This is a genomic window from Paractinoplanes bogorensis, assembly GCF_018829635.1.
Classification (GTDB): domain Bacteria; phylum Actinomycetota; class Actinomycetes; order Mycobacteriales; family Micromonosporaceae; genus Actinoplanes; species Actinoplanes bogorensis.
The window spans coordinates 327,475-351,971 of the sequence record NZ_JAHKKG010000004.1; the positions used below are offsets into that span (position 1 = coordinate 327,475).

General features: G+C 71.8%; 25 protein-coding genes. 18 read left to right on the top strand and 7 right to left on the bottom strand.

Features of this window, described 5'->3' with window-relative positions; all coding sequences use genetic code 11:
* Nucleotides 1-23: 23 nt before the first annotated feature.
* The gene (locus KOI35_RS13340) at nt 24-1,289 is read right to left on the bottom strand and encodes an MFS transporter (protein WP_308120946.1); all 1,266 of its coding nucleotides are present in this window, start codon (nt 1,287-1,289) and stop codon (nt 24-26) included.
* Nucleotides 1,290-1,340: 51 nt separating this feature from the next.
* Here KOI35_RS13340 and KOI35_RS13345 point away from each other — a divergent pair, with 51 nt between their 5' ends.
* Nucleotides 1,341-1,964, top strand: coding sequence for an O-methyltransferase (locus KOI35_RS13345; protein ID WP_215787128.1), 624 nt, complete (start codon nt 1,341-1,343; stop codon nt 1,962-1,964).
* 59 nt (nt 1,965-2,023) lie between these two features.
* Nucleotides 2,024-3,487: a GGDEF domain-containing protein gene (locus tag KOI35_RS13350; protein ID WP_246613043.1), complete on the top strand. Its 1,464-nt coding sequence runs from the start codon at nt 2,024-2,026 to the stop codon at nt 3,485-3,487.
* On the opposite strand, the gene KOI35_RS13355 is transcribed toward KOI35_RS13350, so the two are convergent.
* Nucleotides 3,436-4,515: a DUF3866 family protein gene (locus KOI35_RS13355; protein ID WP_215787129.1), complete on the bottom strand. Its 1,080-nt coding sequence runs from the start codon at nt 4,513-4,515 to the stop codon at nt 3,436-3,438. The two genes, KOI35_RS13350 and KOI35_RS13355, sit on opposite strands and share 52 nt — an antisense overlap.
* A 9-nt stretch (nt 4,516-4,524) precedes the next feature.
* Nucleotides 4,525-5,526: a cation diffusion facilitator family transporter gene (locus KOI35_RS13360; RefSeq protein ID WP_438870600.1), complete on the bottom strand. Its 1,002-nt coding sequence runs from the start codon at nt 5,524-5,526 to the stop codon at nt 4,525-4,527.
* Between the two features lie 134 nt (nt 5,527-5,660).
* Here KOI35_RS13360 and KOI35_RS13365 point away from each other — a divergent pair, with 134 nt between their 5' ends.
* The 12 genes from KOI35_RS13365 to KOI35_RS13420 all read left to right on the top strand — a co-directional run bounded on the left by KOI35_RS13365 (nt 5,661) and on the right by KOI35_RS13420 (nt 16,623).
* Entirely contained in the window at nt 5,661-6,644 is a 984-nt protein-coding gene (locus KOI35_RS13365) for a helix-turn-helix transcriptional regulator (protein ID WP_215787131.1), read from the top strand.
* On the top strand, nt 6,641-7,603 hold the full coding sequence (locus KOI35_RS13370) for a helix-turn-helix transcriptional regulator (RefSeq protein ID WP_215787133.1): 963 nt from the start codon (nt 6,641-6,643) through the stop codon (nt 7,601-7,603). Before KOI35_RS13365 ends, KOI35_RS13370 begins: the two co-directional genes overlap by 4 nt.
* Before the next feature lie 15 nt (nt 7,604-7,618).
* Nucleotides 7,619-7,849, top strand: a complete 231-nt coding sequence (locus KOI35_RS13375; RefSeq protein ID WP_215787969.1) for a hypothetical protein — start codon at nt 7,619-7,621, stop codon at nt 7,847-7,849.
* A gap of 135 nt (nt 7,850-7,984) precedes the next feature.
* Nucleotides 7,985-8,323 carry a Sec-independent protein translocase subunit TatA gene (gene tatA, locus KOI35_RS13380; protein WP_215787135.1) on the top strand — a complete coding sequence of 113 codons (339 nt, stop codon included), beginning with the start codon at nt 7,985-7,987 and terminating at the stop codon, nt 8,321-8,323.
* Nucleotides 8,324-8,337: 14 nt separating this feature from the next.
* Complete coding sequence (gene tatC, locus KOI35_RS13385; protein ID WP_215787137.1) at nt 8,338-9,300, top strand: twin-arginine translocase subunit TatC; 963 nt, start codon at nt 8,338-8,340, stop codon at nt 9,298-9,300.
* A gap of 444 nt (nt 9,301-9,744) precedes the next feature.
* Nucleotides 9,745-10,215 carry a hypothetical protein gene (locus KOI35_RS13390; protein ID WP_215787139.1) on the top strand — a complete coding sequence of 157 codons (471 nt, stop codon included), beginning with the start codon at nt 9,745-9,747 and terminating at the stop codon, nt 10,213-10,215.
* Nucleotides 10,216-10,409: 194 nt separating this feature from the next.
* Nucleotides 10,410-11,882, top strand: a complete 1,473-nt coding sequence (locus KOI35_RS13395; protein ID WP_215787141.1) for a hypothetical protein — start codon at nt 10,410-10,412, stop codon at nt 11,880-11,882.
* Complete coding sequence (locus KOI35_RS13400; protein WP_215787144.1) at nt 11,879-12,568, top strand: ABC transporter ATP-binding protein; 690 nt, start codon at nt 11,879-11,881, stop codon at nt 12,566-12,568. The genes KOI35_RS13395 and KOI35_RS13400 overlap by 4 nt, the downstream gene beginning before the upstream one ends.
* Nucleotides 12,568-13,794, top strand: a complete 1,227-nt coding sequence (locus KOI35_RS13405; RefSeq protein WP_215787146.1) for an FtsX-like permease family protein — start codon at nt 12,568-12,570, stop codon at nt 13,792-13,794. The genes KOI35_RS13400 and KOI35_RS13405 overlap by 1 nt, the downstream gene beginning before the upstream one ends.
* 30 nt (nt 13,795-13,824) lie before the next feature.
* Entirely contained in the window at nt 13,825-14,709 is an 885-nt protein-coding gene (locus KOI35_RS13410) for a YegS/Rv2252/BmrU family lipid kinase (RefSeq protein WP_215787148.1), read from the top strand.
* Nucleotides 14,710-14,751: 42 nt separating this feature from the next.
* Nucleotides 14,752-14,946 carry a hypothetical protein gene (locus tag KOI35_RS13415; protein WP_215787151.1) on the top strand — a complete coding sequence of 65 codons (195 nt, stop codon included), beginning with the start codon at nt 14,752-14,754 and terminating at the stop codon, nt 14,944-14,946.
* 51 nt (nt 14,947-14,997) lie between these two features.
* Nucleotides 14,998-16,623: an alkaline phosphatase D family protein gene (locus KOI35_RS13420; RefSeq protein ID WP_215787153.1), complete on the top strand. Its 1,626-nt coding sequence runs from the start codon at nt 14,998-15,000 to the stop codon at nt 16,621-16,623.
* Here the strand turns inward: KOI35_RS13420 and KOI35_RS13425 are convergent.
* On the bottom strand, nt 16,612-16,950 hold the full coding sequence (locus KOI35_RS13425) for a winged helix-turn-helix transcriptional regulator (RefSeq protein WP_215787155.1): 339 nt from the start codon (nt 16,948-16,950) through the stop codon (nt 16,612-16,614). The genes KOI35_RS13420 and KOI35_RS13425 overlap by 12 nt on opposite strands.
* A 75-nt stretch (nt 16,951-17,025) precedes the next feature.
* On the opposite strand from KOI35_RS13425, the gene KOI35_RS13430 reads away from it, so the two are divergent.
* Complete coding sequence (locus KOI35_RS13430) at nt 17,026-17,490, top strand: group II truncated hemoglobin (RefSeq protein WP_215787157.1); 465 nt, start codon at nt 17,026-17,028, stop codon at nt 17,488-17,490.
* On the opposite strand, the gene KOI35_RS13435 is transcribed toward KOI35_RS13430, so the two are convergent.
* Complete coding sequence (locus tag KOI35_RS13435) at nt 17,487-18,227, bottom strand: HAD family hydrolase (protein ID WP_308120947.1); 741 nt, start codon at nt 18,225-18,227, stop codon at nt 17,487-17,489. The two genes, KOI35_RS13430 and KOI35_RS13435, sit on opposite strands and share 4 nt — an antisense overlap.
* A gap of 87 nt (nt 18,228-18,314) precedes the next feature.
* On the opposite strand from KOI35_RS13435, the gene KOI35_RS13440 reads away from it, so the two are divergent.
* Nucleotides 18,315-21,065: a DEAD/DEAH box helicase gene (locus KOI35_RS13440; RefSeq protein ID WP_215787159.1), complete on the top strand. Its 2,751-nt coding sequence runs from the start codon at nt 18,315-18,317 to the stop codon at nt 21,063-21,065.
* Here KOI35_RS13440 and KOI35_RS13445 read toward each other — a convergent pair.
* Nucleotides 21,028-22,248: an MFS transporter gene (locus KOI35_RS13445; RefSeq protein WP_215787161.1), complete on the bottom strand. Its 1,221-nt coding sequence runs from the start codon at nt 22,246-22,248 to the stop codon at nt 21,028-21,030. The two genes, KOI35_RS13440 and KOI35_RS13445, sit on opposite strands and share 38 nt — an antisense overlap.
* The gene (locus KOI35_RS13450; protein WP_215787163.1) at nt 22,245-22,787 is read right to left on the bottom strand and encodes a winged helix-turn-helix domain-containing protein; all 543 of its coding nucleotides are present in this window, start codon (nt 22,785-22,787) and stop codon (nt 22,245-22,247) included. The genes KOI35_RS13445 and KOI35_RS13450 overlap by 4 nt, the downstream gene beginning before the upstream one ends.
* Nucleotides 22,788-22,867: 80 nt before the next feature.
* Here KOI35_RS13450 and KOI35_RS13455 point away from each other — a divergent pair, with 80 nt between their 5' ends.
* Together KOI35_RS13455 and KOI35_RS13460 are read left to right on the top strand one after the other, a co-directional pair.
* Entirely contained in the window at nt 22,868-23,920 is a 1,053-nt protein-coding gene (locus KOI35_RS13455) for a zinc-dependent alcohol dehydrogenase family protein (RefSeq protein ID WP_215787165.1), read from the top strand.
* The gene (locus KOI35_RS13460) at nt 23,920-24,441 is read left to right on the top strand and encodes a nucleotidyltransferase domain-containing protein (RefSeq protein ID WP_215787972.1); all 522 of its coding nucleotides are present in this window, start codon (nt 23,920-23,922) and stop codon (nt 24,439-24,441) included. The genes KOI35_RS13455 and KOI35_RS13460 overlap by 1 nt, the downstream gene beginning before the upstream one ends.
* The last annotated feature ends 56 nt before the right edge of the window (nt 24,442-24,497 follow it).

Sequence of the window (24,497 nt, forward strand, 5' to 3'; positions counted from 1 at the left end):
CCACCGGTTTCCGCCGGGTCCGGTCAGGGGCGGGCGGCCCGCTCGTGCTGGAGTTCGGTGTCGATGGCGTCGGGGGCGCCGCCGAACTCGTCGGCCACCTCGCCGCTGACGTCGTGCGGTGCGGACAGCTGGGCGTCGGCCCGGGTCAGCATGCGGTGGCCGGTCGAGAGCACCAGCACGCCCAGCAGCACAGCGCCCGCGCCGACGACGAACGGCACGTGGATGTTCCACCGGTCGACCATCTTGCCGGCCACGAAGGGGGCCAGCCCGCCGCCGATGAAGCGCACGAACCCGTAGGTGGCCGACGCGATCGGCCGTTCGACCGGGGAGACCAGCATGACCGCCTGCGTGGTCAGCGTGTTGTTGATGCCGACCATGATGCCGCTCAGGATCACGCAGGTGATCAGGAGCCAGCGCACGTCGGTGAACAGGCCGATCAGCAGCAGGAGGACGGCGAAGGCGCCGAGCGCGCCGTACAGGGAACGGGCGGTGCCGAAGCGGGACTGCAGCCACGGTGCGCCGGTGATGGAGAAGACGGCGACGAGCAGGCCCCAGCCGAAGAAGACGAAGCCGAGCTGGATCGCGGACAGTTCCATCGGATACGGCGCGTAGCCCAGCATCGTGAAGAAGCCCCAGTTGTAGAGCAGCGCCGTGATGCACATGGTCAGCAGGGGGCGGTGGCGCAGCGCCAGCAGCGGCTCGGAGAGGGCGATCTTGCGCGGCGGTGGGGGAGTCTTGTCGAGCAGGGTCACGGTGGCGATCAGGGCGATGGCCATCAGGGCGGCGACGCCGAAGAACGGGCCGCGCCAGCTGATGTCGCCGAGCAGGCCGCCGATCAGCGGGCCGGCCGCGATGCCCAGGCCGAGCGCGGCCTCGTAGAGCACGATCGCCCCGGCGAAGCCACCGCTGGCCGAGGCCACGATGACGGCCAGCGAGGTGGCGATGAACATGGCGTTGCCGAGTCCCCAGCCGGCCCGGAAGCCGACGATGCCGCCGATCGTGTCGGTCAGACCGGCCAGGGCGCTGAACACGACGATGACGGCCAGGCCGGTGATCAGGGTGCGTTTGGGGCCGATCCGGCTGGACACCCAGTTGACGCCGAGCATGGCCACCGCGGTGACCACGAGATAGCTGGTGAACAGCAGGCTGACCTGGCTGGGGGAGGCGTGCAGCTGGGACGACAGGGCGGGCAGGATCGGGTCGACCAGGCCGATGCCCATGAAGCTCACGACGCACGCGAAGGCGACGGCGAAGACCGCCTTGGGTTGCTTCAGCAGAGTTGATCGCACAGTCGAATCATAAGTCCGTTATATAAAAACCGCGAGACTAGTGTGGCGGGCATGACGATCAGTGACTATCTGCTCGACCACTGCACGCCCGCCGACGACGTGCTGCGCGACCTGGCCGCCGAGACCCGGCAGAGCCTTCCCGCGTACGCCGGCATGCAGATCTCGCACGACGAGGGTGAGCTGCTGACCATGCTGGTCCGGCTGGTCGCGCCGGCCACCGCGGTCGAGATCGGCGTCTTCACCGGGTACTCGTCGATCTGCATCGCCCGGGGTCTGCCCAAGGGTGGCCGTCTGCTCGCGTTCGACGTGTCCGAGGAGTTCACCGCGGTGGCGCGGCGCTACTGGGCCCGGGCCGGGGTGGACGACCGCATCGAGCTCACCCTCGGTCCCGCGCTCGAGTCGGTGCGCGCCCTGACCGGGGAGATCGACTTCGCCTTCGTCGACGCCGACAAGACCGGTTATCCCGACTACTACGAGGAACTCGTCCCACGGATGCGCCCGGGCGGCCTGATCGTGATCGACAACGTGCTGCGCGACGGCCGGGTGCTCGACCCGGTGAACGACGGCGACGTGGCGGTCAGCCGTCTCAACGACCGGATCGTCACCGATGACCGGGTCGAGTCGGTGATGCTTCCCGTACGCGACGGCGTGACGCTGGTCCGCAAGCGGGCGTAGCAACCGAACCGCAACCGCGGACGCCCCGGAATCTCACCGCCGCCGGGTGTTCTGGACGAATGTCGAAGGTCTACGCGGTGGCGGCTGCTCTGGCGATCGCCGCTTTCCAGGTGCTGCCCGCAAACCTTTGGCTCACGACCGGCTGGCAGATGGCGATCGGCTACGCCGGTGTCGCGGCGGTTCTGGTCGGCGCCCGCCGGCTCCCGCGCCGCGAACGGCTGCCCTGGCTGCTGTTCGCGGCCGGCCTGGGCGCCAACGTCACCGGCATCGGCGTCGGTTTCGTCAGCAGCCACTTCTGGCACCTGGAGGACCTGCCGACCCCGGCCGACCCGTTCTTCCTGCTGCTCTTCCCGTTCTGCGCGGCCGCGCTGGCGATCCTGATCCGGCGCCGCGAGACCGCCCGCCGTAACTGGACCGCGATGGTCGACGCGACCACCATCACGACCGGGTTCGGGCTGCTGGCCTGGGTCTTCGTGATCGCGCCGTCGGCACAGGGCGGTCACATGACCATGCTCGGCGAGACCGTCCAGGCGGCCTACCCGATCGGCGACCTCATCATGATCGCGATGATGGCCCGGCTGGTGCGGGGCGGCGGCCGGCGGGGCCCGACGTTCTGGTGGGTCGTCTCGGCCCTGGGTGCGTTTCTGGCCGCCGACATCGGCTGGGTGGTGATGGGCAACCTGATCGACCAGGGCTACGTCCTGCGCGACATGAGCTGGCTCTACCGCGGCATCCAGTCGATCTCGCTGCTCGCCTTCACCATGTTCGGCATCGCCGCGCTGCAGGCGGACTCCCGCTCGCTGTCGGCGCCCTCGGGTCCCGGCATCGCCCGGCTCGGCCGCGCCCACCTGTTCCTGCTGACCGGTGCCTCGCTGGTGGCCCCCGGACTGCTGGCCGTCGAGCTGGCCCACGGCGAGGTCAAGGACGGCATGGCCATCGTGATCGGCTCGGCCACCCTGTTCCTGCTCGTCGTGACCCGGATGACGCAGCTCGTCCGGGAGGTCGAGCGGCAGGCCCAGCAGGTACGCGACCTGGCCCGCCGCGACGAGCTGACCGGGCTGCCGAACCGGCGCGCCTGGAACGACGAACTGCCCCGCGCCCTCGAGATGGCCCGCCGCGACGGCCGCCCGGTCAGCGTGGCGCTGGTCGACCTCGACCGGTTCAAGCAGTTCAACGACACGTACGGGCACCCCGCGGGGGACCGCCTGCTCAAGTCGGCCGCCGCGGCCTGGCACGGCGCGCTGCGCCCGAGTGACACGCTGGCCCGCTGGGGCGGCGAGGAGTTCGTGGTGCTGCTGCCGGGCGCCGAGGTGTCCGAGGCCCGCGAGATCCTGGAGCGGGCCCTGGGCGCCACGCCGCTGGGCCAGACCTTCTCGGCCGGCGTGGCCGTGTGGGACGGCGAGGAGACCTCGTACGAGCTGATCGAGCGGGCCGACGCCGCGCTCTACCGGGCCAAGGCGGCCGGTCGCCGTCAGATCAGCGAGGCGGCGAACCGGCCCGAGGCGGCCGCGGCCACGAAGTAGGCGTAGTCCTCGTCGAGCTTGCGGCCCATCGTCGACAGCGGCACCGGGCTCGCCCGCAACGCCGCGTCCAGCCCGTCCACGCTGACGCGAGGCAGGCGGTGCCGTGCGCTCAGCGGGGCGAGCGCGGCGTCGATCTCGGCGGCCAGGGCGGGCTCGAGACCGTCCGGCACCGGCAGGTCGGCCGGGACCAGAGCGACCTTCCCGTACGCCGTCAGGCTGTGATGCGACACGCCGCGGTGCCGGGGCCGCCCGTCGCCGGTGGAGATCCGCAACGAGCCGACCGGCCGCCCGCCCAGGGTGCCGATCGCGTTGACCGCCTCGCCCAGCGCGACGCCCGAGAACCCCCAGGTCGTGCCGGTGCCCAGGTTGCCCGGGCCCTGGGTGAGGACCGTGATGTCGGCGCCCAGCACGTGGCGTGCGGCCAGCAGCCCGGTGTGCACCGTGCTCGCCTCCAGGTCACCCCCGTACGCCTGACCGGTCGTGACCGTCCCCGCTAGGTGCTCGCGCAGGCCGTCGAGGGTGCGGGAGAACCAGGCGGGGAGCGCTCCGCCGTCAGTCATGACGTACGCGACTTTTACGTGTGATTTGTCGGCTCTCACCCCGGCCAGGATCGCCGGGAGCGCCGAGTGCAGGTCGGCCGTGACCACCGGCATGCCGTCGAGCGACTCGGCCGCCGCCATCACCTCGCGGTGCGGCGAGGCCTCCTCGTCGACGCCGAGCCGGATCACCTGCAGCGGCGTGTAACGGGCCTTGACCAGGTGACCGGCGTCACGGGTCGACCCGTCGTCGGGCGGGTCGGCCGGCAGCCGGTCGGGTAGCGCGACGACCAGGGCGTATCCGCCGGTACCGAGGCCCATGACCAGGGCGCCGACATTGAGCAGCACTCGATCGTGCAACTCGGGTGAGCCGACGAGGTCGGTATAGGCCAGGGCCCGCAGCGGCCCGTCCCCGGTCAGCACGTCGAGCTCGACCGCGCCGTGCCACTGCCGCCGAACCGCCTGAACCGTCCCGGAACGCCACCGAATCATGGCGAGACCCTACAAGTCGACCCCGCCGTTGACGTGGTTGCGGCCCGCCGTGCCGCGGGTCGGGTCGAGGAAGACGTACCGGATGCTCGGGAACCGGGCCCGCAGCCGGCGCTCGGCCTCGTCCGACGCGGCCTCGATCTCGCCGCCGCTGACGTCGTCGTCGAAGTCGACCTTGGCCGCGACCAGCACGTCGCCCGGGCCGAGCTGCATGGTCAGCAGCGTCGGCACGGCCACCACGATCGGGATGGACTGGATGTCGGCCGCGATCAGGTTGTGCACCCGGCGCGGCACCGCCCGCCCGACCAGCAGCGACGCGTTGGTGTGGGCGAGGATCGCGGCCACCCCGAAGAGCAGCAGGCCGATGGCGATGGAGGCGACCCCGTCCCACACCGTGTTGCCGGTCAGCTCGGTCAGCAGCAGGCCGGCCCCGGCCAGCACGAGGCCGATCAGCGCGGCCGAGTCCTCGAAGTAGACCGCCTTGACCGTGGTGTCGGGGGTCAGCCGCAGGAACCGTGACGGGCTGACGCCCCAGCGCCGGGACTCGCCCGCGACCTGGCGCCGGGCCCGCAGGAACGACGCGCCCTCGGCGACGAACGAGACCGCCAGGACGACGTACGACCAGACGAACGCGCCCATCTCCTCGCCGTGCACGATCGTCTCGATGCCGTGGTAGATCGAGAAGCCGGCGCCGCCGACGAAGGTGAACACGGCGGCGATGAACGCCCAGACGAAGCTCTCCTTGCCGTACCCGAACGGGTGTTCCTCGTCGGCCGGTTGCGCGCCCCGGCGCAGCGCGACGAACAGGAACACCTCGGTGATGGTGTCGGCCAGCGAGTGCGCCGACTCGGACACCATGGCCGCCGAACCGGAGACCAGACCGGCGAACAGCTTGGCCACCGCGATCACCAGGTTGGCCAGCCCGGCGATGACGACGGTGCCGACACTCTCGTTCTCCGGGTTTTCGGACTTCTGCGGCGAACCGGACGGCTCCAGCGGCTCGGCGCCGGCCAGCCCGACCGGGAGCTGCTCATCGGGGGTCTCTGCGGTGGTCACCCGGGCCTACCTTTCCGCTGAGAGGTGCCTGGAAACCGCCGGGGTGTAGCTCGTACGTCACTTCCGCGTTCATCCTGCTAGCGTTGCCACTCGTGTCGCGGACCCGCACCGAGCGCCTGGTGAACCTGGTGATCTGCCTGCTCTCCACGCGGCGGTTCCTGACCGCCGCGCAGATCGCCGCGACGGTGCCCGGTTACGAGCACGATCCGGAGGACCCACGCGACCACGAGGCCTTCCAGCGCAAGTTCGAGCGCGACAAGGCCGAGCTGCGCGAGCTGGGGGTTCCGCTCGAGACCGGCACGGCCAGCGTCTTCGACCAGGAACCGGGCTACCGCATCGCCCACCGCGAGTACGCCCTGCCGGCCATCCTGCTCGAACCCGACGAGGCGGCCGCGGTCGGCATCGCGGCCCGGCTGTGGCAGCACGCCGGCCTGGCCGCGGCGGCGTCGTCCGGGCTGGCCAAGCTGCGTGCGGCCGGGGTCGAGGTCGACCCGCAGGCCACCCTCGGGGTCGAGCCGGTGGTCACCGTCGACCCGGCGTTCGGGCCGCTGACCAGCGCCGCCCGCGACCGCCGGGCGGTCAGTTTCACCTACCGGGTGCCCGAAGTGGACGATCCGGCGGTGCGCAGGCTCGAGCCGTGGGGCGTCGTCTGCTGGCAGGGCCGGTGGTACGTGGTCGGGCACGACCGCGACCGCGCCGCGACCCGCTGCTTCCGGCTGTCGCGGATCGTCGGCGCGGTGAAGCCGCTGGGCCGGCCGGGCGCGTTCACCCCGCCCGAGAACGAGGATCTGATCAGCCACGTCGCCCAGTGGTCGGGGCCGGTCGCGCACACCGGCCGGGCCACCGTCACGGTCAAGCCGGGCAAGGCCGCGGGACTGCGCCGCTGGGCCACCGAGACCGTGCCGGGGCCGGCGGGCGACTGCCTGACCATCCCGTACGCGGACGCGGAACGGCTGGCCGCCACGATCGTCGGGTACGGGCCGGATGTCCGGGCCGACGGGCCGCCCGAGGTCCGCGACGCCGTGATCCAGCTGCTCAAAGAGGTCGTCGTGCGGCACCAGGTCGTGGCCGCGTGACCGGGCCGAGGCCGAGTGGCGACCGGCTCGGGCGGCTGCTGCTGCTCGTGCCCTACCTGCTGGCCCGGCCCGGCATCCTGGTCGCCGAGGCCGCGGCCGACCTCGGGGTGAGCGAGCGCCAGCTGCGGGAAGACCTGGAACTGCTGTGGGTGTGCGGGCTGCCCGGCTACGGCCCGGGCGACCTGATCGACATGGCGCTCGACGGTGACCGGGTCACGATCAGCCACGACGCCGGCATCAACCGTCCGCTGCGCCTGACCCAGGACGAGGCGCTCGCCCTGGTGGTGGCGCTGCGGATGCTGGCCGAGACGCCAGGCACGGGCCACCGCGACGTGATCGAGCGGGCCCTGGCCAAGATCGAGAACGCGGCCGGCGACCTGGCCGGCGCGCCCGTCGCGGTGCGGCTGCCGGCCAACTCGAAGCGGGTCGACAAGGTGCGGGCCGCGGTCGAGAGCGGCCACGCACTGCGGATGACCTATTACACGGCGGCCCGCGACGAGACCACCGAACGCGTCGTCGACCCGATGCGGGTGCTGATGGTCAGCGGCAAGGCCTACCTGGAGGCGTGGTGCCGCCGGGCCGAGGCGACCCGGATGTTCCGGATCGACCGCATCGACGACTTCACCGAACTGGCCGAGCCGTCCCGCCCGCCCGCGGAAGCGGTGCCGCACGACGTCACCGACGGCGTCTTCCACCCCACGCCCGACCTGCAGCTGGTCACGCTGCGGGTGGGCCGGGGGAGCCGCTGGATCACCGAGTACTACCCGGTCGAAGAGGTGCGGCGGGAGACCGGCGACGAGTGGATCGTGACCATGCGGGTCACCGACCTCGGCTGGGCCCAGCGCCTGCTGCTCGGCCTCGGGCCCGACGTGACCGTGGTCGGGCCGCCCGAGCTGCTCACCCGCATCCGCGAACAGGCGACGGCCGCGCTCGACCAGTACAGCACCCCCGGCCGGTAGGGTGGCCCGGTGCTGATGTGGATCTGGATCGCCGTGGTCGTGGTCGCCGTGATCATCCTGGGTGCGGCCGGTTTCCGGCTGCTCGGCCGGCTCGACGGGCTGCGCCGTGCGGCCCTGCGGCTGCAGAAGCGCCAGGCCGACGCGGCCGTGCTCCAGCAGAGTGCGGCCGAGCTGCAGGAGAAGCTGCTCGATGTGCAACAGCGGGCCGAGTCGATGCAGGAGCACGCGGTCTTCGCCAAGAAGTAGTGGTTGCGCTGTTCCTTCCCCGTTGTCCAAGACTTCGGGGAACGTAGCGAAACCGGGGCCGTCCGGTGGGATGCATCACCAGTTTCGACACGTACGATGGACCCGCAACTGATCCGACCGACTGGAGTTCTCCTCATGAACGTGCTCAAGCCATGGCACATCATCGTTTTTGTGGTGGTCCTCGTGCTGCTCTTCGGCGCGAAGCGACTTCCGGACGCCGCTCGGTCGCTGGGCCGGTCGCTGCGGATCATCAAGGCCGAGACCAAGGGCCTGGTCGATGACAACAACGACGTCGCCGAGAAGGCCGAGCCGCAGTACTCGCGCCAGCCGATCAACGGTGAGGTCCAGCAGCCCGGTCAGCCCGGCTATCAGCAGCAGCAACCGCCGCAGGGCTACCAGCAGCCGCAGGGCTACCAGGCGCCCCCGGCGCAGCCCTACGTCGACCCGGTCCAGCAGCGCACCAACGACCGCTGAGCTGACCGCCGGTCATGAAGCTAGCCCTTCGCCGTCAGGGGCCCAGCAAGTTCGAGCAGGCCTCTGACGGCTCGATGACGCTGATCGACCACATCCGGGAACTGCGCAACCGCCTCTTCATCGCGTCTCTCGGCCTGGTCGCCGGCCTGATCGTCGGCTTCATCCTGTCGCAGTGGGTGTTCCATCTGCTGGAACAGCCGTACTGCCGGCTTCCGTCCTCGATCGCCACCCGTGCCGACGGCACGACCTACTGCGACTGGATCGTCCTCGGGGTCGGCGACACCCTGATCCTGCGCCTCAAGATCGCGTTGTGGGTCGGCATCATCGTCGGCGCCCCGGTCTGGCTCTTTCAGTTGTGGGCGTTCATCGCCCCGGGCCTGCACCGGCACGAACGCAAGTGGGCCTACGTCTTCGTCGCGATCGCGGCGCCGCTGTTCACCGGTGGTGCCGTGCTGGCCTACTTCGTGGTCGGCCACAGCCTCGCCTTCATCATGGAGGCCGGCGTCCTCGGGGAGTCCACGAAACTCGAGGTCTCGTCGTACATCGGGTTCGTCACCAGCATGATCCTGATCTTCGGCGCGGCCTTCGAGTTCCCGTTGATCCTGCTGATGCTCAACTTCACCGGCGTCGTCTCGGCCCGCAAGCTGATGGGCTGGTGGCGGATCGTCGTCTTCCTGTCGTTCGCCTTCGCCGCGATCGCCACCCCCGACCCGGGCCCGTTCGGCATGACGCTGCTGGCGGCCTGCATGATCGTGCTCTATCTGATCGCGGTCGGTGTGGCGTTCCTCAACGACAAGCGCAAGGGCCGCGGCAAGGAGCTCTACGCCGAACTCGACGACGACCAGCTGTCCCCGCTCGAAGACGAGCGGGTGCCGGTCGGCGCGTCCGACCCGATCGAGGCCCCGACCCCGATCGAGTCGCCCACCCCGGTCGCGAAGCCCCGTCCGCTGGAAGGACGCTGGGACGACATGACGTAGCGCGGCGGCGTGTGACGCAGCGTGACGCGGGGAGTTGCCGATTCCGGCAACTCCCCGCGTTTTTCTGTGTCTGCGGTCGCCCGCCGGCCGCGACCGGCTCCTGGCCCGTCCGGCGGCCGGACCAGGAGGATAAGCGCATTATTTCTCGCTCAGCTGCGCAGACTCTCCGAATAGAGAATCGTCGAAACATCATTCCGGCGACGAACATGACGGTTGCATCTCGGCAAGTATGACGGTTGTATGACGCATAACAAGATCATCGGCGAATGGCTAGTGATCGCGGTTCCGGAACCGCGATCAGGTGTTTCGGGGAAATACGCTCTGTTGATTGCCCGTCATCAATGGGTATGGCAATCTTCTCGGCACACGGGGGTTTACGGTTACGCCGAAACAAAAAGAAATAGCAATGGCGTCACCATGCCTCCCCTTTCCGAGGGAGCATCGTTGAGTATTCGCTCTGCCCTGGCCAAGGCGGCCGTCGCGCTGCCGCTGGCCGCGGCCCTGATCGCCGGCTCCGCCCAGGCGGCGTCCGCGACATCGGCCTACAGCCCGAAGTCCAGCTTCACCAACGGCGCGGCTCTGCAGTCGTACGTCTACGTCGCGACGTGGGCCTCCGGCAACTGTGCCGCCTTCGACAGCTGGTCCCAGATCAGCGGGGGTTCCGCGCCGGTCTCGGGCCGCGACTGGGTCAAGGTGGCCACCACCTTCGACCCGTGGGGCGTGCAGGCCTCGGTCACCGCGTTCGGCCGCAGCGGTGACCCGGTCACCGGCACCTGGCAGAACAACAACGGTTCCCGGGGTGCCTTCCTCTCGGGCAACCTGTGCACCAACATCTTCACCGTCGGTGTCTCGGCCCGGGCCACCGGCACCGCGTTCTACAACGGCCAGACCAAGAGTGTGACGGCGTCGTTCTAGTAATGAGCCGAGCATTTAATGCTGGGGGAGACCGCGGCCGTGCGCCGCGGTCCCTTCCGCTCCGCCGAAAGCTTTTTCTCCTGTCCGTTCCGCTGTTCGCATTAATTGTTCTCGCGGCTGTAATAATTGTCATCGGGTCGCGCCGGCCCGCTCCGCCGGCCCGTTATGGCGCGCAGGCCGCCCTGGTCGCGCAATTGCGCGGCCTGCTCGCCGGGAACGGCTTGTTCATGGCGCCCGGGCTCGAGGAGGACGGCAAGCCGCAGATGGCGCCGAGCGCGTACGGCCTCGCCGCCCTGGCCCGGATCGACGGCCCGACCCCGGCCCCGGCCGATCCGGACCGGCTGGCCCGCACGGTCGCCGCCGAGCAGCCGGACGAGCCGCTCTGGACGGCCTGGTATGCGACCCGGGTCGAACAGAGCAGCGGCCGCAGCATCGCCGGGAACTGGGCGTCCGCCGCGCTGACGGCCCCGCTGCCCGACGACCCGGACGCCCGGATCGCGGCCATCGCGGCCGTGACCGACGTCGTCGCCGACAAGAAGGTCGGCCTGCCGGACGACCGGCGCCGTGAACTCGGAGCGGCCCTGACCACGGCCGTGCCCGCCGCTACCGGCGACTACGGCCGGTGCCGGGCCGCCGAGGCGGCCGACCGGCTGAACCTCGACCCCGGCTCGTGGCGGCTGACGCCGGCCAAGCCGGCGCTGACCGGGAAGTTCTCGGCCGACTCGGTGATGCGGGTCTGGGGCGCGGTCTGCCTGGCCGACCGGCTCGGCACGCCGCTGTCCGCGCCGGACCGCCAGGACGTGCTCGCCTGGCTGCGCCCGAACCTCGGCCTGGACGTGGCCGGCAACGAGTTCGAGACCTACTTCCTGACCCTGGCCTGGCTGGCCGCGGGCGGACCACGGGCCGACCTGGAGCCGCTCGGCGATCGTCTGCGCAAACGGATGGACGGTGCGACCGGTCTGCTGCTCACCCGGACGCAACGGATGGGCACGCTGGAGAACACGTACGACGCCGCGCTGCTGGCCGGCTCGGTCGACGCGTTCGGTGACATCGCCGGACGGCCGACCACCGACGCCGTCCGGGCACTGCTGCCCCGGCTGCGCGCGAACAGGAGCATCAGCGATCTGCTGATGGCCGCCGTGGTGCTGCGCGGGCTCGACGCCCGCGATCAGGCCCTCGAACGGGAGGCCACCGGGCTCGCCCGCGACTTCCTGGCCCGGCCGTTGACCCGCGCGACGCTGCTCCCGGCGGCCCAGCTCGTCCTGCTGCTGCAGCAGGTCGGCAGCGAGGTGCCGAAGTTCCGCGGCGTCACCTTCCCGGTCGGGAGCCGGGAGGACCGCTACCTCGCCTGGACGATGCTCGGCCTGGGCCCGTTCCTGTCCAACTCCGGCGAGATCCGGCGGGCCTTCGCCGACCCGCTCGCGCAGATCGGCCCTTCCCTGGACCGGCCCGGCGACCTGACGACGATGGAGGTGGCCGCGGCGATGAACGTGCCGGACCAGGGCATCGACCGCAACAACCTGCCGCCCGCCCTCACCGCCTGGACGACCGGGCAGCGCGGCTGCACCGGGTTCAGCGCGCTCTACCGGGCCGTCCCGTCCATCGACAAGTGCACCCTGCGGGCGACCGTGGAGATGCAGCGGACCGGCCTCGAGGAGCCCGCATGAGCGCGCCCGCCCTCGACCTCGACGGCGTGACCAAGGCCTTCGACCGGGGCGGCCGGACGGTGCTGCGCGGCGTGCGGCTCGAGGTGCGGCCGGGCGAGATCGTCTGGCTCCGCGGCCGGTCCGGGACGGGCAAGTCGACCCTGCTCACCATCGCGGGTCTGCTCACCCGGCCGGACGGCGGGACCGTGCGCATCGGCGGCACCGACACGCGTGGGCTGGGGGAACGGGAACTGGCGATGACCCGGGCGACCCGGCTCGGGTTCGTGTTCCAGCAGCACAACCTGTTCGGCCACCTCACGGCCATCGAGAACGTGGTGCTGCCCGCCGTCGGCCCGCGCGCCGGGGCCCGGCGCCGTGCCGCCGACATGCTGGCCGGCCTCGGTCTGGCCGGGCGCACCAATGCCGCGGCCCGCAACCTGTCCGGCGGCGAGCGGCAGCGCATCGCGGTCGCCCGCGCGCTGATCAACGACCCGGCCCTGCTGATCGCCGACGAACCGGTCTCCGGCCTCGACCTCGAGTCGGCCGGGCAGGTGCTGGAGCAGTTCCGCGGGGCCGCGGCCCAGGGCCGGGCCGTGCTGATCGCCTCGCACGACGACGTGGCGGGGCGGATCGCCGACCGGGTCGTCGTGCTGTCCGACGGGCGGCTGACCGCGGACACGCCGGTCGCGACGCCGGAGGGAGCCTGATGAACGACCTGAGATTCAGCCTGCGCAACGCCCGGGTGCTGGGCGCCCGCAACCGCTCCTACGGCTTCTTCATCGCGGTCACGATGGCCGTCGCCCTGCTGAGCGCCGGCATCGTCGGCAACGCCACCACCTCGGCCGGAACCGCGACCCGGGAGAGCTCGATGATGCGGACGGTCGAGGTCGACTCGACCGGGGCCACCACCACCGTCGTCCTCAACCAGGCCAAGATCGACGAGATCCGGGCGATGCCCGGCGTGGTCTCGGTGCTGCCGTGGATGCAGTCCGGCACGTCGCTCGAGACCGAGACCGGTGAGCAGGTCGCCGGGGCCCTGTGGGCGACCCCGCGGATGCCGGTCGGCCAGCCGCCGGTGGTCGCGGTGCTGCCCGGACGGGACGCGGACGCCGCGCTGGCGGACGACGAGGTGCTGCTGCCCGGCCGTCTCGCCGGGGCCGACCTGAGCGGTCTGCTCGGCCGGCGGATCCGCGTCGAGTACACGCGCGCGCTCACGGCCGAGAGCGGCGAGGCCGCGTACCGGAAAGCACTGGTCGTCGGTCTTTATGACGAGGCGATCGGGGGCCGGGACGGACCGTCGGCCATGTATGTGAGCGAGCGGGCCGCGGTGGCCATGGCCGCCGCCGGTCGCCAGGTCACCCCGGACGCCCTCGCCGCCCGCGTCGGCTTCCCCAAGGTGATCGTCGAGGTCGCCGACGCCGGCCAGGTCGAGCCGGTGCAGCGGCGCCTGGCCGCCGAGGGGTACAACGCGTCGAGCGTCCAGTCCCAGCTCACCGCGCTGCCGCCGCTGCTCGGCCTGCTCCGGCTGGTCGGCCAGGTGATGACCGGTCTGGTCGTCCTGCTCTGTGCCGGCGCCGGGCTGTCCATCGGCGCCGGGCTGGTGCGCAGCCGCCGCCGCGACATCGGCCTGCTCAAGGCCCTCGGGTTCGCGAACGGCCGGATCACCCGGCTGCTCGCCCTGGAACTGGGCCTGTTCGGGATCGGGGCCGGGCTGGCCGGCGGCCTGCTCGGGGTGATCGCCCTGGTGGCGGTGCGGATGGCCGTTCAGGGCCGGCCGCTGCTCGGGTTCGAGCTGCCGGACGGCCTTCTGCTGCCGCCCGCCGCGCGATTCGCCGTGCTGGTGCTGATTCCGGCAGTGGCGATGCTGGCCGGCGGCGTGTGGCCGATGCTCCGGGCGGCGCGGCTGGCTCCGGACGAAGCTCTGCGCGACTGAGGAGCCCGGGCAGCGGTAAGGTGCCCGACTGTGACGCGCGACATAGCGGTGCTGGCCAACCCCTCGGCGGGGCGTGGCCGGCACCGCGATCTGCTGTCCGGGGTTCTGCAGCGGCTGGGCCCGGGCGCGCGGCTGCTCGAGGCCCATAGCGGCGCGTCGGCCGAAGAGGCCTGCCACGCGGCCGTCGCCGACGGGGTCGCGGCCGTGGTCGCGGTGGGCGGGGACGGGACGATCCACCGGGCGCTGCAGGCCGTGGCCGGGCACGACGTCGGCTTCGGGGTCGTGCCGGCCGGCACCGGCAACGACTTCGCGGCCGGGGTCGGCATGCCCACGGATCCGCTGGCCGCCGCCGGCGCGGTGGCGGCGGCGCTGAGGGAGGGCCGGTACACGCCGGTCGACCTGGCCCGCGTGGACGGGCCGGGCCCGGTGCGCTGGTTCGGGGCGGTGCTCGCCGGGGGCTTCGACGCGCTGGTCAACGAGCGGGCCAACCGGATGCGCTGGCCGCGCGGGCCCCGGCGCTACGACCTGGCGATCCTGCTCGAACTGGCCCGCCTGCAGCCGCGCCACTACCGGCTCGAGCTGGACGGGACCGACCACAGCTTCACCGGGATGCTGGTGGCCGTGGGCAACTGCGCCAGCTACGGCGGCGGCATGCGGATCCTGCCCGATGCCGACCCGGCCGACGGGCTGCTCGACGTGGTGATCGCGGCGCCGTTCGGGCGGGTCGCGCTGGCCCGGCTCAAACCCCGGCTCGACCGCGGCACCCACGTCACCGACCCCAGGGTCACCGTCTTTCGCGCCCGTCACGTCCGGCTGTGCTCCGAGGGCATCGTCGCCTACGCCGACGGGGAGCGCCTCGGCCCCCTCGACCTCGACATGACGTGTGCGCCGGGTGCGGTTCGGTTGCTCCGCTGAGTTCGTCATCAGATCGCCGCGGACCGGCCGATCGGGGAGGTCATGCAGATCAACTCGCTCAGCTCGCTCGTCTCGTCGGCCTACGACAGCGCCCGCTCGAACCTGAAGAGCATGGCCGACGCCGCGTCCCAGCCCGCCCCGGCTCCCGCGGCCCGGGAAAGCAAGGCCGAGGCCGCCGAGGCCCCCAAGCCCGCCCTCGGGCAGCGCCAGGGTGTCAACCTCGACTCGTACGCCTGACCTTAAGACTCAGGTCAATTCAAGGCCATCTATGCCCGCCAGGCTGCGGGCATGGTCCTCTCGAGAAGAACACTGCTGCTCAGCTCGGCTGCCGCCGCCGGTGCGACCACCTGGCCGCTCGCCGCCATGGCGGCTCCTCAGACCGGTCCGCTGCGCACCGACCCGTTCACGCTGGGCGTCGCCTCGGGTGATCCCGACCCGGACGGCTTCGTGCTCTGGACACGCCTCGCCCCGGCCCCGCTGGCCGAGGACGGCCTCGGTGGCATGCCGTCGCGCGTCGTCCCCGTCGAGTGGGAGGTCGCCGCCGACGAACGCTTCCGGCGCGTCGTGCGCCGTGGCGTGACCGCCGCCCGGCCCGAGTCGGCCCACACCGTGCACGTCGAGCTCGGCGGCCTGCTGCCCGGCCGTGAATACTTCTACCGGTTCAAGGCCGAGGGCTTCCTTTCCCCGTACGGGCGAACTCGCACCACCCCGCCCCTCTGGGCCGCCGGTGGCACCCTGGCGATGGCGTTCGCCTCCTGCTCCCAGTACGAGCACGGCTACTTCACCGCGTACCGCCACCTCGCCGAGGACGAGCCCGAGCTGATCCTGCACCTGGGCGATTACCAGTACGAGTACCAGGCCGGCGTGTACACCATCCCCGGCGGCAACCCGCGCGACCACGCCGGGCCCGAGACCGTCACGCTGGCCAACTACCGGCAGCGCCACGCTCAGTACAAGACCGACCCCGACCTGCAGGCCGCGCACGCCGTCGCGCCGTGGGCGGTGGTGTTCGACGACCACGAGGTCGAGAACAACTGGGCCGACGAGGTGCCCGAGCAGCCCGACCCGGACTTCCCCGCCCGGCGAGCGGCCGCGTTCCAGGCCTACTACGAGAACATGCCGCTGCGCCGCACCTCGATCCCGCGTGGCATCGACATGCAGCTCTACCGGCGGCTGCACTGGGGCCGGCTGGCCACGTTCCACATGCTCGACACGCGCCAGTTCCGCGACGACCAGGCGTGCGGCGACGGCTACAAGGAATGCGCCGACGCGTACGACCCGGCCCGCTCGATCACCGGCGACCGGCAGGAGAAGTGGCTGCTCGACGGGTTCCGCCGCTCGTCGGCCCGCTGGGACGTCCTGGGCCAGCAGGTCTTCTTCGGGCAGCGCGACAACAACTCGGGCCCGCAGGTGGTGACCAGCATGGACTCGTGGGACGGCTACGCGGCCTCCCGTGACCGGATCACCCGGGGCTGGGTCGACGCCGGCGTACGCAACCCGGTCGTGCTCACCGGTGACGTGCACGCCCACTGGGCCGACGAGCTCAAACTGGACTACGCCGACCCCACCGGTCGTACGGTGGGGACCGAACTTGTCTGTTCCTCCATCACGTCGACCGGCAACGGCACCGACGTGGCTTCGGGTCAGCACCCGTGGGCGGCCTGGAACCCGCACCTGCGCTTCTACAACAACCAGCGCGGCTACGTCCGTACGCGCATCACGCCGGACGGCCTCACGGCGGACTTCCGCGTCGTGCCCTACGTGACCACACCCGGCGCCCCGATCCACACCCGCGCCACGTTCGTCATCGAGGACCGCGTGCCCGGCCTGCACCAGACCGCCGACAACCCGACCCCGTCCCTGATGTCCGCCGCCCCCATCGACACCGTCGAGCAGGAGACGTCACGCCCCTGAGCCGACCCGGGCCCCGGTGCGGGCGGCGCGCTCGACGCCCCAGTCGTAGAGCGCCTGCAGCACCGGCGCCAGGCTCCGCCCCTCCTCGGTGAGCGAGTACTCCACATGAGGCGGCACGGTTTCATGGTCCTTGCGGGTCACGAGACCGTCCGCCTCGAGCTCGCGCAACCGCTGGGTGAGCATCTTCTCGCTGATGCCGGGCGTCAGGCGGCGCAGCTCGCCGTAGCGGTGCGCGCCCTCCTTGAGCCGGGCCAGGATGACCACCCGCCACCGGCCGCCGATCACGTCGACGGCCAGCTCGACCGGGCAGCCGTACTGCTTGATCATCGTCGTCTCCCCTCCCGGCACGAACCGGAAAGTGCGTACTTGCCGGGGCCGGCGCCGCGGTGATGGGCTCGTCCCGTGACTGACGACGATGCCACGTTGTACGACTGGGCGGGCGGGGCCGGCGCCCTGCAACGGTTGTGCGAGGCGTTCTACCGGCTGGTACTGAAGGACGAGCTGCTGGTGCCCCTGTTCGCCCACATGGACCCCGGCCATCCCCGCTACGTGGCGATGTGGCTGGGTGAGGTGTTCGGCGGGCCGGCCGGCTACACCGCGGAGCGCGGCGGCTATCCGGCCATGCTGGGTCACCACCTGGGCCGGGCGATCACCGAACCTCAGCGCCGCCGGTGGGTGAACCTGATGCTGGACGCGGCCGACGAGGTCGGGCTGCCGGACGACCCGGAGTTCCGGTCGGCGTTCGTCGCCTACCTGGAGTGGGGCACCCGGCTCGCGGTGGCGAACTCGCAGCCCGGCGCCGAGCCGCCCCGCGAGGCGCCGGTGCCGCGCTGGGGCTGGGGTGAGGCGCCGCCCTACGCCGGCTAGGCCGCGCAGCCGGCCAGGGCCAGGGTCGCGCCCAGACCGTTGGGGCGGCCCGGTTCGGCGGCGGGAAGCACCAGCGCGGCGCAGCCGGCCGCCACGGCACCGGCGTCGGCCGGGGTGTCGCCGACCATCAGGGTGCGTTCGGGGTCGGCGCCGAGCATGCCGCATGCCCGCAGGAAGATGGCCGGGTCGGGCTTGATGCGGCCGACCTCGAAGCTCAGCGCGTACGCGTCGATCAGCGAGCTCAGGCCCCACGCCTCGAACAGTGGCCGGATGTCGAAGGCGATGTTGCTGACCACGGCGACCTTGATGCCGGCCTCGTGCAGCGTGCGCAGCGTCGACTCGGTGTCGGCGTAGGGGAGCCAGCCGTCCGGCTCCAGCAGACGGTCGTACAGGGCGTCGGCCAGCCCCTCCACATCGGTGGCGACCGTGGCGGCCAGGCCGGTGAACGCCGCGCGGTGGCTCTGCGCGTACAGATCGCGGTCGGCCCAGTGTTCGGCCAGGTGGGGCGGCACCCGGTAGGGCAGTGGGCCACCGGCCCGGCCCGCGGTGACCAGGCGGTCGGCCAGCACCGTCGCCTTGCCCCGGTCGAGCTCGCGCCCGCACGCCGCCGCGGCCGCGACGACCCAGGTCACCGGGTCTTCCACCTGCGCCAACGTGCCATGGAAATCGAACAGCACGGCGTCCACCTGACGGTGCGGCCGATGGGGAGGGTGATCGGTCGATGCGACATCCGGCACGGGAGCACCATACCCACCACGCGTCACGGACCGGGACGCAACCGCCCGTGCTCGTTCTTGTCACATGCACGAACTAGCCTGGTGTTCATGACGAGTCCCGCCGAACGGTACGCGGAATCCCAGAGGCGGGCGGCCCGGGTGGCCGAGTTCCCCGCGCTCACGGATTTCATGCTCGACGTCGGCTTCGACCTCGACGATTTCCAGCGCGCCGCCTGCGGATCGCTCGAACGGGGGAGCGGCGTGCTGGTGTGCGCGCCCACCGGCGCCGGTAAGACGGTGGTGGGCGAGTTCGCCGTGCACCTGGCGTTGCGCGACGGGCAGCGCAAGTGCTTCTACACCACCCCGATCAAGGCGCTGTCCAACCAGAAGTACCACGATCTCGTCGAGCGTTACGGCGCCGACCAGGTCGGCCTGCTGACCGGTGACAACGCCATCAACGGCGACGCCCCGGTGGTCGTGATGACCACCGAGGTGCTGCGCAACATGCTCTACTCGGGCTCGGCGGCGCTGAAAAACCTGGCCTACGTGGTCATGGATGAGGTGCACTACCTGGCCGACCGGTTCCGCGGCGCGGTGTGGGAAGAGGTGATCATCCACCTCCCGTCCTCGGTCACCCTGGTGTCGCTGTCGGCCACGGTCAGCAACTACGAAGAGTTCGCCGACTGGCTGGTCACCGTGCGCGGCAAGACCGAGGTCGTGGTCAGCGAGCACCGGCCGGTCCCGCTGTGGCAGCACATGCTGGTCGGCCGGCGCATGTTCGACCTGTTCCACGACGCCGACGCCGCCAAGAAGCACGACGTGCACCCCGAGCTGCTGCGCTACTCCCGCGAGATGGAACGCCGGCTCGAGATGACCGACCGCAGCTACGGCCCGGGCCGGGGCGGGCGGGGCCGCCGCTGGCAGCCGCCGCCGCGGGCCGAGGTGGTCGACCGGCTCGAGCGGGCCGACCTGCTGCCGGCGATCCTGTTCATCTTCAGCCGGGCCGGCTGCGACGCCGCCGTGCAGCAGTGTCTGTCGGCCGGGCTACGGCTCACCGACAGTGACGAGCGGGCCGAGATCCGGCGGATCGCCGAGGCCAAGGTGGCGACGATCCCGCGGGAAGATCTGTCCGTGCTGGGCTACTGGGAGTGGCTCGACGGCCTCGAGCGGGGCGTGGCCGCGCACCACGCCGGCATGCTGCCCGCCTTCAAGGAGGCGGTCGAGGAGTGCTTCGTCCAGGGGCTGGTCAAGGCGGTCTTCGCCACCGAGACGCTGGCGCTCGGCATCAACATGCCCGCCCGCTGCGTTGTGCTGGAACGGCTGGTCAAGTTCAACGGCGAGGCCCACGTCGACCTCACCCCGGGGGAATACACGCAGCTCACCGGCCGGGCCGGGCGCCGCGGCATCGACGTCGAGGGCCACGCCCTGGTGCTCTGGAGCCCCGAGGTCGACCCGCGGCACGTGGCCGGTCTGGCGTCGACCCGCACCTATCCGCTGCGGTCGTCGTTCCGCCCGTCCTACAACATGGCGGTCAACCTGGTCGGCAGCGTCGGCGCCGACAAGGCCCGCGAGCTGCTCGAGTCGTCGTTCGCCCAGTTCCAGGCCGACCGTTCGGTGGTGGGCCTGGCGCGCCAGGTGCAGCGCAACGTCGACACGATGCAGACGTACGGGAACGACGCCGCCTGTCATCACGGCGACTTCGACGAATACTTCGGCCTCCGGGTCGCGATCGCCGACCGGGAACGCGCCCTGGCCCGGCAGGGGCAGACGCAGCGCCGCGCTGCCGTGGTGACCTCGCTGGAACGGCTGCGGGTCGGTGACGTGATCCGGGTTGCCCAGGGCCGCCGGGCCGGCTTGGCCGTGGTGCTGGAAACGCCCACCGGCGGGTTCGGCGAGCCGCGCCCGATGGTGCTGACGCAGGATCGCTGGGCCGGGCGGGTCAGCCCGGCCGACTTCGCGGGCGAGGCCGAGGTGCTCGACCGCATCCGCGTGCCCAAGCACTTCAACCCGCGGTCGCCCGCGGCCCGCCGCGACCTGGCGGCCCAGGTCAGCGCGACCGGGCACGAGCGGCACGGCAGCCGGCGGCGCAACCGCGGCGGCGGCCAGGGCGAGGACGCCGAGATCGCCCTGCTCAAGGTCAAGATGCGGCAGCACCCGTGCCACGCCTGCCCCGAGCGGGAAGATCATGCCCGCTGGGCCGAGCGGCGGCACCGGCTCGAGCGCGACACCCAGGCGCTGCGCGACAAGGTCGCCGGGCGTACGGGATCGCTGGCCCGCACGTTCGACCAGGTGTGTGCGGTGCTGGCCGAACGCGGCTACCTGAGCGCGGAAGGTGAGGTGACCGAGCCGGGCCGCATGCTGGGCCGCATCTGGTCCGAGGCCGACCTGCTGATCGCCGAGTGCCTGCGTCAGGGGGTGTGGGACCGTCTGGCCCCCGAGGAACTGGCCGCGGCGGTGTCGATGGTGCTCTACGAGTCGCGCCGCGAGGGTGACGACCGCGCGTCGGTGCCCAAGGGCGCGATCACCGAGGCGGTCGACGCCTGCGGCAAGCTGTGGGGCGACATCGCGGCCGACGAGTCCGATCACGGGCTGACGCTGACCCGCGAGCCCGACCCGGGGTTCGTCTGGCCGATGTACCGCTGGGCCCGGGGCGAACCGCTGGCCAAGGTGCTGGCCAGCGGCCACAACTACGACGCCGACATGCCCGCGGGCGACTTCGTGCGCTGGGCCCGGCAGGTGCTCGACCTGCTCGGCCAGCTCCGCGAGGCGTCGGCCGCGTCGCAAGACCTGCGTGACACCGCACGCCAGGCGATCGCCGCGGTCAACCGAGGGGTGCTGGCATACCAGGCCGGTCTGTGACTCGGATTCCCCGCCCGAGCGTCGCGACGAGGGCCGAGCCACCGACGGCGGCGGCGAAGACCAGGATCGCCACGCCGGGGCCCTGCCACTGCAGCAGGACACCGGCCACGAAGGGGGCCGTGGCGGCCATCGACGTCGCGGCCACCATGATCACGCTGATCACCCGGCCCTGCAGGCGGTCGGGCGTGATCGCGGCCTGATAGCCGAACAGGGCGGCGTTGGCGGCCGGGCCGAGAAAGACGGTGAGGCCGAGCGGGACGGCGGCGACGATGCTGATCGGCAGCAACGCGGCGGTGGCCAGCAGCGCGGTGGCGGCCCAGCAGATCGAGCGGACCAGGGCGACCAGCCCGAGCCGGCGCTGGATCGCGGGCGCCGCGAAGGCACCGAGCAGCCCGCCGGCGGCCACGATCGTCTCGGTCAGGCCGATCACGGCGGGCGGGGTGCCGTGGCGTTGCAGGGCGACGATGAGCGCGAAGATCACTCCGGTGATCGCGAAGTTGAGCGGCGCGGCGATCAGCATCAGCGCCCGGAGGAACGGGTGGGTGAGTACGAACCGCACGCCCTCGGCGAGCGCGACCCCGTACGGCTGCGGCTTGTCCTCTCGTGCGGACTGCAGGGGCTTGCGGATGAAGAGCACGGCGACGATCGACACCAGTGACGACACGGCGTTGGCGGCGAACGGGACGGCGTGCCCCAGGCTGAACAGGACCCCACCCAGCGGCGGGCCGGCCAGCGACGTGCCGTAGGAGCGGGCCTCGTTGCGGGCCACGGCGTCCGGCAGTTGCTCGACGGGAACGATGCTGCGCAGCGAGGCGTCCTCGGCCGTGCCGAAGATCGCGCCGGCCGATGCGTCGACGACGGCCACGACCAGGATCAGCCACAGGCCGGCGCGGTCGGTGAGCACTGCCGTGGTGAGGGTGGCGAAGGCCAGCAGGCGTACGGCGTCGCTGGTCACGAGCGTACGGCGGCGGTCGAAACGATCCACCAGGACGCCCGCGGGCAGGCGCAGCAGCAGCCGGGCCGCCTCGGTCGTCGTGCCGACGACGCCCGCACTGACCGGGGAACCGGTCTTGACCAGCACCAGCAGCGAGAGCGCCAGGGTGGCGATGCCGTCGCCCAGGTCGGACAGTGACTGCGAACTCCAGAGCAGGTTGAACTCGCGGTTGCGCCACAGGCTGATCACGGCTGTCTCCGGCGCGGGTAGGCCTGCGTCACGACGACCACCGTCTCGGCGCCGGGGCCGGGCGCGTCGGCCTCGGTGATGAGCTGGTCGATCCGGTCGTGGAGCCGGGCCAGACCCTCCGGTGTCGTCCGGATGACCCGGTCGGAACTCGCGGCGGCGTCGAACCACTCCGGGCTCCACCGGCCGTGCACCACCTCCTGGTGGAACTGCTCGGCCATCAGGTCCCACAGTTGGCGGGCGGCCCGCTCCAGGGCGGCCCCGCCCTCCGCGCCCGCCCACGTCGTCGAGTCGTGCGCGGCCTTCCACCAGCGTTCCCGCCCACGGCTGCCCCGGCCCCGCTCGGGTGCCTCGGCGACGAAGCCGTGCCGGGCCAGCATCCGCAGGTGGTGGCTGGTCTGGCCGGAGTCGGTGCCGAGCCGGCGGGCCAGGATCGCCGAGGTGGCGGGGCCGTCCAGGCGCAGCGAACCCACGATGCGCATCCGCATCGGATGGGCCATGACCCGCATCATCGCGGCGTCCGTCAGGGTCACCTCTACCATGGCGGTGACGCTATTCGTGCCTCTCAGACGGGTGCAAGCGTCCTATGCATAGAACCTCTGCATTACGTCGGGAGAAGCACGTGCGCGCTGCCACCATCTATGGGGAACGGGACGTCCGGGTCGAGGAGGCGCCGGAGCCGGTGATCTCGACCGGGCGCGACGCCGTCGTCCGGGTCGTCGCCTCCTGCGTCTGCGGGTCCGACCTGTGGCCGTACCGGGGTGTGCGGGCGATCGCCGAGCCGCGGCGGATGGGCCACGAGTTCGTCGGCGTGGTCGACGAGGTCGGCGACGACGTGCAGACGGTCCAGGTGGGCGACTTCGTGATCGCGCCGTTCTACGTCTGCGACGGCGTGTGCGTCAACTGCCGTAATGGGTTCAGCACGTCCTGCCTGGCCGGCGGGGCGTGGGGCGCGCAGGTGCGGGACGAGGGCTTCGCCGACGGCGGGCAGGGCGAGCGGGTCCGGGTTCCGTACGCCGACGGCACGCTGTTCGTGGTCCCGGGCGGCCGGCCGGACGACGCGTTGATCCCGGGTCTGCTGACACTCTCGGACGTGATGTGCACGGGCCACCACGCCGCAGTGTCGGGTGCTGTGCGCGCGGGCTCGACGGTCGCGGTCGTGGGCGACGGTGCGGTCGGGCTGTGCGCGATCATCGCGGCCGAGCGGCTGGGCGCGCAGCGCATCGTCGCGATGTCCCGGCACGAGTCACGGCAGGCGCTGGCCCGCTCGTTCGGGGCGACCGACATCGTGCCCGAGCGGGGCGAGGAGGGCATCGCCGTGCTGAAGAAGATGTTCGACGGGATCGGGCCGGACGTGGTGCTCGAATGTGTCGGGACGAAAGAGTCGATGGACCAGGCGCTGCGGTCGGCCCGGCCGGGCGGGCAGGTCGGCTTCGTGGGGGTGCCCGCGGGTGGGCCCGAACTGCCGGTGCCGGTGATGTTCGGGACCAACGTGGGCGTACGGGGTGGGGTGGCGCCCGTTCGCGACTACATGGCCGAACTGCTGCCCGAGGTGCTGGACGGGCGGATCGAACCGGGCCGGGTGTTCGACCTGACGTTGCCCCTGAGCGAGACGGCGGCGGCGTACGCGGCGATGGACGAGCGGCGTGCCGTGAAGGTGCTGCTGCGGCCGTGATGACCGGGGAGGACGTCCGGACGATCGTGACGGCGCTGACCGGGCGCGGCGTCGACGTCTGCCTGAGCGGGGGCTGGGCGGTCGACGCGCTGCTCGGGGAACAGACCCGGGAACACTCCGATCTGGACGTCTGGATCCCGGCCGCGCAAACGGCCGAGGCGTTCGAGGGGCTGGTGGCGATCGGGCTCGACCGCATCTTTCCGTGGCCGGGGGACCGGCCGTGGAACTTCGTGCTGCACGACGGTTCGCGGCTTCGCCTGGACCTGCACCTGTACGAGGTGAGGGCGGACGGACAGGTGCACTACGGGTCGGCGCTCGACGGGTTCGTGTTCCCGGCCTCGGCGCTCGCGGGGGCCGGGACAGTCGACGGGATGGCGGTGCGCTGCGAGGCTCCGGAGTGGTCAGTGCGGTGGCACAGCGACTATCCGGCGCGGGACAAGGACCGCCACGACGTGCCGAGGATCTGCTCGCGTTTCGGGATTCCGCTGCCGCCCCAGTTCCGCCGGCCGGGCGTTGACTGACTGACTGCGCCTGTCGACTGGCTCACGGCGTACGGGGAAAGGGTCTTGCGCGGCGG